The 8,628-nt window shown below is 42.3% G+C and carries 5 protein-coding genes and 1 tRNA gene; 1 reads left to right on the plus strand and 5 read right to left on the minus strand.

The annotated features are described in order from the left end of the window. Positions 1-27: 27 nt before the first annotated feature. The 4 genes from rpmI to K0T93_RS02435 form a co-directional block, all read right to left on the minus strand. The gene (gene rpmI, locus K0T93_RS02420; RefSeq protein ID WP_225721139.1) at positions 28-225 is read right to left on the minus strand and encodes a 50S ribosomal protein L35; all 198 of its coding nucleotides are present in this window, start codon (positions 223-225) and stop codon (positions 28-30) included. Between the two features lie 191 nt (positions 226-416). After that, complete coding sequence (infC, locus tag K0T93_RS02425) at positions 417-923, minus strand: translation initiation factor IF-3 (protein ID WP_239025388.1); 507 nt, start codon at positions 921-923, stop codon at positions 417-419. A gap of 70 nt (positions 924-993) precedes the next feature. Next, positions 994-2,901 carry a threonine--tRNA ligase gene (gene thrS / locus K0T93_RS02430; protein WP_225721777.1) on the minus strand — a complete coding sequence of 636 codons (1,908 nt, stop codon included), beginning with the start codon at positions 2,899-2,901 and terminating at the stop codon, positions 994-996. 267 nt (positions 2,902-3,168) lie between these two features. After that, positions 3,169-3,245 (minus strand) — tRNA-Val (locus tag K0T93_RS02435). Between the two features lie 1,559 nt (positions 3,246-4,804). Between K0T93_RS02435 and K0T93_RS02440 the strand changes: the two genes are divergently transcribed. Continuing rightward, a complete protein-coding gene (locus K0T93_RS02440) occupies positions 4,805-6,475 on the plus strand; it encodes an electron transfer flavoprotein-ubiquinone oxidoreductase (protein ID WP_225721140.1) in 1,671 nt (556 codons plus the stop codon). Positions 6,476-7,188: 713 nt separating this feature from the next. Here the strand turns inward: K0T93_RS02440 and K0T93_RS02445 are convergent. Beyond that, on the minus strand, positions 7,189-8,535 hold the full coding sequence (locus K0T93_RS02445; protein ID WP_225721141.1) for a YihY family inner membrane protein: 1,347 nt from the start codon (positions 8,533-8,535) through the stop codon (positions 7,189-7,191). Positions 8,536-8,628: the final 93 nt, after the last annotated feature.

Here is an 8,628-nt window from a genome sequence, read left to right on the forward strand (position 1 = left end):
TCTTCTCCTATGAGTTTAATTTAGGGGTTACGCAAACGGCATCATCGCGCGAACGGAATTAACATCTGACATATGAACATGCGTGCTGCCACGCAGCTGGCGTTTATTTTTAGTTGTTTTTTTAGTCAAAATATGACGCTTAAAAGCTTGCCCGCGCTTCACGGTACCACCCGGACGCACGACAAAACGCTTGGACGCACTTTTTTTGGTTTTCATCTTAGGCATTGCTACCACTCCAGTTTTTATGGACACGGATGTGCGTCTGAAGACTTTATCCTTGCAAATTCCAAGAACGACTGGTAGTCAGTATGCGTTGTGATTACTGGGACGACACCTTTTTATGGGTTATATAACTGCCTATGCGGGGCATAGCTTTTACTTTTAAAAAGTAACATTTTCACATGTTTACGCACCCATTATTTCCTTTTTTTAGGAGCTAGCACCATAACCATCTGACGACCTTCCATCTTTGGCATTTGTTCAACTTGACCGTAGTCATCTAGATCCTGGCGAAGACGGCTAAGCATCCGTGCACCAATTTCTTGGTGCGCCATTTCGCGTCCACGAAAACGTAACGTTACTTTCGTTTTATCGCCTTCCTCAAGAAACCGTATCAGGTTGCGTAGCTTGACATTGTAATCCCCATCATCGGTACCGGGGCGGAATTTAACTTCCTTTACCTGGATTACTTTTTGCTTGAGCTTTGCTTCGTGCTGCTTTTTGGATTCTTGATATTTAAACTTGCCGTAGTCCATCAAACGGCACACGGGTGGACGCGCCTGCGGAGCAATCTCAACAAGGTCTACATCTTGCTGTTCTGATAAATGAAATGCTTCGGCTAGCTTAACAATACCAATGGGGTCTCCATCGACTCCAACTAAACGCACTTCTGGTGCGTTAATCTCACCATTAATGCGGTGCAACGATTTATCAGTAGCGATGTTAAGTTTCCTATAAAAATAAAAAAACTAACCGCGGCGCGCTGTATATAGCCTACTCAGATACTTTTAACTCATTGCGCAGACGATCTAGAAATTCTGCGAATAGCATCACACCTAAGTCTATTCCACCACGGACACGCACGGCTAACGTTTGTTTGTCGCGCTCTTTGTCACCGACAATTATCAAGTACGGAACTTTTTTAAGCACGTGTTGTCGTATTTTATAGCTAATTTTTTCGTTGCGCAAATCTGATGATGCCCTAAGCCCTTGTTTTTTCAACGATTGGGTTATTACATCTGCGTAAATAGCTGAACTTTCTGAGATATTTAATACAATAACTTGTGTTGGAGCCAGCCATAGCGGCATTGCTCCAGCATAGTGTTCGATTAGAATGCCGAGAAAGCGCTCCATTGAACCTACAATCGCCCGGTGAAGCATTACTGGACAGCGGCGGCTATTGTTTTCTGCTACATATGTCGCTCTAAGACGTTCCGGTAGTACAAAATCTAACTGAAGGGTTCCACACTGCCAAGACCGCCCTAGAGCATCCTTGATATGATACTCGACCTTCGGACCGTAAAAGGCCCCTTCGCCACTTAGTTCTTGCCACTCTAGATCACACTCCATTAGAGCTATACGCAACCTCTCCTCAGCACGATCCCATGTATCGTCTGTTCCTATGCGTTGCTGCGGCCGCAATGCCAACTTAATGTCGATCTGACTAAAACCGAAGTCCTTGTACACACTCATTGCTAGAGAATTAAACGCGACAGACTCCGAGATAACCTGGTCTTCAGTACAGAAAATATGTGCATCATCCTGCTTAAACCCGCGCACCCGCATCAAACCATGCAATGCACCCGACGCTTCATTTCGGTGACATGAACTAAATTCTGAAAAACGGAGGGGTAGATCGCGGTATGAATGCAGACCATAATTAAACATCTGTATATGTCCGGGGCAGTTCATTGGCTTAATCGCATAATCATGTTTCTCTGATTCCGTCGTAAACATATTCTCGCGATAATTTTGCCAGTGGCCAGAGCGCTCCCATAATGAGCGTTCCATGAGCATTGGCGTCTTTACCTCAAGGTAACCAACTTCACTCAGTCGACGTCGGAGGTATTGCTCTACCTGCTGCCACAGTGTCCATCCCTTCGGATGCCAAAATACAAGTCCAGGAGCTTCTTCTTCTAGGTGGAATAAGTCCAGCTGCTTACCCAGTTTTCGATGATCGCGTTTCTCAGCTTCTTCAAGCATATGTAGGTAGGCGACCTGATCTTCCTTGTGCGCCCACGCTGTACCGTATATCCGCTGTAGTTGTGCGCTATTCGAATTGCCCCGCCAATACGCGCCAGCTAGCTTCATCAGCTTGAATACTTTGAGCTTACCTGTGGATGGCACATGGGGCCCGCGGCACAGGTCCGTGAAACTACCATGTGAATATAGCTTGATCTGCTCGCATTTCGGAATCGACTCTATAATCTCAGCCTTATAGGATTCACCAGCGCATTTAAAGTACTCGGCTGCTTCATCGCGAGATACCACGCGCCGTAAGACTGGTTCGTCTCTCTTAACAAGCTCGCGCATCCGCCGCTCGATATTTTGAAGGTCCTGGGGTGTGAATGCGCGATGATAAGCAAAATCGTAGTAGAATCCGTTCTCTATAACCGGGCCGATTGCTACTTGGGCTTGAGGAAACAGCTCTTTGACTCCATAAGCAAGAAGGTGCGCCGTTGAGTGACGAATAATCTCAAGCCCCTCTGGGTCTTTATCTGTGATAATCGAAACATTAGCGTCATGCTGAATCAAAGCTGACATGTCTACAAGTTCGCCATTAATCTTGCCCCCAAGCGCGTTTTTCGAAATACTCTCTCCGATTGAGATCGCTATTTCAGCTACCGTTATCGGATGATCGTACTTTCGGGCAGAACCATCAGGTAGTCGTACCGAAATTATTGCGTTTTCTTGGTTTTGTGCCATGTATGGTTAAGTTGAGGGACAATGACCTCCCGCAGAAATATAGACCTCAAAGAGGTTCATTTATGTTTGATACGAAACAAAAACTGAAACAGACGCCCCCCCTCTTTTACTCTAAAGAGTTCTAATCAAGAGAGTTTTAATCAAGATTTGATTTATAGTGTCGTAGCGATTCTATTTTCTGGATACTGAGTTACTGAGAGGCGGATTTTTATGCGGTATTGTATTTTTATAAAATTTATTGATTGGTGGGCTCGATTGGACTCGAACCAACGACCCCCACCATGTCAAGGTGGTGCTCTAACCAACTGAGCTACGAGCCCGAATAAAACTTAAGTTTAGGGAAAACTTTATCTTCTGCCAAGCGTTTTATATAAGTAATTATAATAGCATTATACTTAACTATATAGAGTGCACTTAGGTCTGAAATCTCACTAGAAATAGCACAGCCTAAAAAAATGCGGAAGAAGAAGTTGGCGTTCAGTACAATTGATAATCCACACAGTTTTTTTATACGTGCTCAAAGAGCATTAGATTAATCCAGATTATACCCCTCAGTATACCTCTATACTTGACATCGATCCATCAAACATCGCCATGGATAATAAAGTTCGCATTACAGATTCGATACTTATCTTTTAAGTAAAACAGGAGTTAATAAAAGAAGTGTACGGTTATCTTACTAAGCAGTAAAATAATTTAACTTCAAATAAGTATTGCGTGAGCAAACTTAGGGATAGTGAACTTCAAAGATATATTTAGCACGTTATATGCATAACGTGTTTTGATCATGTAAGAAGTTACAAATCCTCCGTTTATGTAGAGCATCACTTTAAACTTTCGCGCGTCTCGTAAATTTAGCTGAGTACAATGAGAAAAACACTGCTTATAGTTATATACCGGAGGTAATAGTACTTGAGTAAAAACGTTGTCTTAGCATTAACACGACATACCCTAACTATATCGCCCTGAATCTAAATAGCGGTCTATAAACACAAGTGACATTCCGCTGAGCTAATAAGTTGCGATTGATTGACGCTTCGGTTAACAATTAATTAAAGAGTGAAAGCCTCGGTCCGCAAGCTACTGCTTAAAGAAATAAAGCTAGGCGCGATAAATGAGTAAGTATGATAGAACTTGTTAAGCTGGGTTGTTTTTGCCAGCATGAAGCCCCGTCTAAGTCACATATTATCAGCTCCTCGAAAGGCTTGTCATATACTTTTCCCAATTAAAATAAGGTAGGCTTTTATGTTTGACTTTAATACAGTGTAGAAAATTATACTTATAGTATAAGAGAGTACCGCAATCTATTGACCGCAATACTGCTAGAGAATATTGCAAGCTAAGATTGCTAGCACTAGATATGCACCTAGTGCGCCATAAATAGATCACAATTATTCTTTTAGCTGCGACCCGAAACTCACAGATTATTGCATATAGATATTTAGTATGACTGCGTCATATTTATATTCTAAAATTGCTGCGCATAATACGTCATTGCTTATCTAGTTAGTTAGATCGCCAACGATCTGCACCAAGATTCTTCTAAAGAAATACACTGAGTACTCTAGATCACAGAAACCGTACAGGTAGAGATTTATAGAAATAAATCATCATATTATTAATACGAATTTATTTCGCTCAACAAAGATGTCTTCTTTTTTCTAATTTTTTCATATGAATAACTTGCTGAGGCGTAATGCCTAACAGCAATAGGCTACTACACCTTACTAGAAAAATAATAATCTAGCTTTTATCTTCTTGAAAGATAGCGATTGTGCCGACCTAAATTTCTGGAATATACAACTAAATTTTTAGTGCTACTATAGTATCTCTCCAGACAATAGTACATTAGTAGATATTTCTAACAGAGAAAATATTAATGACCCCGCAAAGCTGGATCGATCAGTATGGACCACGCGAATCGATAGAGTATGACGTAGTAGTAATAGGCGGCGGTGTGGCGGGGCTAAGTGCCGCAATACGGCTTAAGCAGAGAGCAGCGGAGCAAGGGGTAGAGCTAGCAGTGTGCGTTCTAGAGAAAGGCTCAGAGATTGGCGCACATATTATATCAGGAGCAGTGATAGACCCGCGCGCACTGAATGAGCTAATTCCAGAGTGGCGTGAGAGTAATGCACCACTAACAGTGCCAGTAGTAGAAGATCGTTTCTTGTTTTTGAGCCGTACGAGAGCGATAAAGATACCTAACTGGGCCCTACCGAAGAACTTCAAGAACCACGGTAATTATGTGGCGAGCTTAGCCAACGTGACACGTTGGCTAAGTCGGCAGGCCGAAGCGCTGGGGGTGGAAATTTTTCCAGGATTTTCAGCGGCCGAGGTATTATATGACGAATGCGGCGCGGTGCGGGGGGTAGCTACTAGCAATCTAGGAGTCAGTCGAGATGGTCGGCCTACAAAGCACTTCCAGCTAGGTATGGCGCTGTATGCAAAGTACACGCTCTTCTGCGAGGGTGCACATGGGCACTTAGGGCAGCAGTTGCAGGAGCGCTTCGGGCTACGCAGGGGAATAGATCCGCAAGTATACAGCATCGGCCTTAAAGAGCTCTGGAAGGTAGAGCCATCACAGCATAAACCAGGGCTAGTGATCCATACAGTAGGCTGGCCGCTGAATACGCAGACTTATGGTGGATCATTTCTTTACCACCTAGATAACTATCAAGTAGCAGTAGGATTCGTAGTAGGATTAGACTATGAGAATCCATACTTATCACCATTTGAAGAATTCCAGCGCTACAAAACACACCCAACTATTCGCGGGTTCCTAGAAGGCGGCAAGCGGATCGCGTACGGCGCCCGCGCAATTACTACAGGTGGACTTATGTCTCTACCTAAACTCACTTTTGCGGGAGGAGCGTTAGTAGGTGACGAAGCTGGATTTCTAAATACCGCGCGCATCAAAGGTAGCCATGCGGCGATAAAAACAGGGATGCTAGCCGCTGAAGCGGCATTTGAGGCGATAAAAACAGGCCGAGCTCACGATGAACTGCTCGCGTACCAGAAAGCATTCGAGTGCTCATGGTTGTATGAGGAGCTTTATAAAGCACGTAGCTTTAAGCAGTGGATTAACAAAAGCTTATATATAGGTTTTATAATGGCATTTATTGAGCAAAATCTAATGAGAGGCCGAGTACCGTGGACTCTGCATCACCAGCATGCAGATCACGAACGGCTAAAGCCGGCAGCGCAGTACCAACCAATTAAATATCCGAAGCCCGATGGCAAGCTTACATTCGACCGCCTCTCATCAGTGCTTATCTCAAACACAAATCATAATAAAAACCAGCCGATACACCTAATATTAAAAGACATAAGCGTCCCAGTTCAAATTAACCTGCACAAATATGCGGGCTTAGAAAGCCGATACTGCCCGGCAGCTGTGTATGAGTTTGTACGCGATAAAATCGGCAAAACGCGACTAGTGATAAATGCGCAGAACTGTGTACATTGCAAAACCTGCGACATTAAGGATCCGACACAAAATATCGTATGGATCACGCCCGAGAGCGGTGGCCCTAATTATCCTAATATGTAATAATGCTGGCTTAATTATAGTTTAATTATAAGTTAGCTCGCACCTAGTGCGTTTATTAATTACACTGTCAAGTACACTCATATCTAGTTATATTGCGTTATACGTTAGATCTACTCACCTCACAGTGATCAAGTCCCTCTTAGGGCGTCGTTAACCCTATCGGACAACTTCTGTGTGCAAAGTTGATGCTCAGACTAAGCAATTCCTGAAAAGTCGTTCTAAGACCTGAATATGCATACTACTCAGAAATTTCTTAAACTATCTGCTTATCTCAGTGTTTTCACTACGTACACATGCATAAAAGTGATTAAAATAAATACTTATATGCTTCACTTCAACAATACAAATTTTTATAAAAACTTAAATGCTATTTGAGCATGGGTTTTCGTCAGAAACACACCGGAGTATATATTTTTTATATAAAAACAGATTAATTAGTTTTTTTAAATAAAAACGTTTTAATTATTAAAAGTGCTTTTTAAGCTTGTCAGAAATTAGCCTTATATATTTAATATGTGTAATATTAACTTAATCTGTAAGTTATAATACTTTATTGATGCACCCATTATATTCTGAATTTTTATAGAAATTAAATTTCGGTATAACTAAATGTTAAAAAAACTAATTAGTAATACAGCTGAACTTTTTTATCAATAAAGTAATAAATAATATTCAGCAACTCCTATATTCGATATACTCTTTGATAAGAGAGGCTAAGCTGCTGATATTTGTTGTGTTGTAGGAGAGACTGTTACCTGAGGAGAGCATGGGAGGCGACGGGCGGTAAACAATGTAGCCAGTGACACATCTAGGCCACAATGGTCAAGCGCAGCAAGCAGAGTCCGACTATCAACATGCGCAGTATCAAGATTTAACTGGTAAGTAAACTCATTACGATCAATAACAAATAATTGATAGAGATACCGCAGACTTGCGTGCCGCAAATTTACTACCAGTACATAACAATCTGAGTCGTGTTCATATGGTATACGGGCTATCCAATTAATCGCCTCTAGTTTGCCTAGTAAACAAGCAGTCCTTTTCAATCCGCAGCGCTGCAAGCGCGCAAGTTCATGTAGCGTATAGCGAGTACGACTTGTATCGCGAGCATCATTCAACCATGCAAGCAGTTCTAGTGCATCTAGTAGATCACTACCCGCATAATCAACTCGATGAAAGTGCCCAAGCCGAATCTCTGGCAACGCAGATGTTAACATCGCCCCAAATAGCGTAATTAGCCAGCTCAAGTAGACCCACAGCAAAAAAATCGGAATTGTTGCAAATGCGCCATATACAGCTGTATATGTCGGAATACGTAGAATATAAAATCCAAAACCTCGCTTAGCACACTCAAACGCAATCGCCGCACACAACCCACCAATAAATGCATCGCGCCATGCTACCCGGCAGTTCGGAAGATAAACATAAGATAATGTAAACGCTAGTACCGATAGCGGTAACACTGCGCCAATTAAAACCCACTCAATAAATATTGGCATTACACGTGTCACGATTCCTGATGCTGCACTAGCTACACCGACCATATTAGCAACCGCGTTAGCAAGCATTGAATGTGTAAGCAAGTAGGATGATGCCGATAAGCTCACGCCAATTAATAGGGGCCCCAGTGTAATTATTGCCCAATATACCAAAACACGCTGTGCAAGCGGTCGAGACTTACGTACACGCCAGATTGTATTAAATGCTGACTCAACAATCATCATCGTCATAACTGAAGTAACTACAAGAGTAATCATCCCAATTGTTGTCAGCCCTTTTGCTTTTTCCTCAAACTGATTCAGATATTTAAAAATTTGACTATTAATCTGCGCTGGCATTAAATGATCAGCGAGAAAACCCTGCAATGACTGCTGGAATGATGCAAAGAGTGGAAAAACAGTAAATAATGCAAAAGCCACAGTTGCCAACGGCACTAGAGATAATACAGTCGTAAACGTAAGACTACCCGCTACCTGAGGGATACGATCCTCAGCGCTGCGACGCGCAACAAAGCTTGCAAGCCGCTTTAGCGCATCTAAATCAACATCAAACTTCGTCAAAAGCGACCCTCCTTACTATCCTTATTTATCTAAGTAACTTTTAAACTACTATTGTATTAATAACTTTTATAAAAGCGCTTTATAAAGAAGCTG

Source organism: Candidatus Vallotiella sp. (ex Adelges kitamiensis) (genome assembly GCF_020342435.1).
GTDB lineage: Bacteria > Pseudomonadota > Gammaproteobacteria > Burkholderiales > Burkholderiaceae > Mycetohabitans.

Excerpts from the sequence above, each read along its gene's own strand:
- rpmI (WP_225721139.1), bottom strand. The coding sequence starts at position 225 with ATGCCTAAGATGAAAACCAAAAAAAGTGCGTCCAAGCGTTTTGTCGTG.
- K0T93_RS02440 (WP_225721140.1), top strand. The coding sequence starts at position 4,805 with ATGACCCCGCAAAGCTGGATCGATCAGTATGGACCACGCGAATCGATA.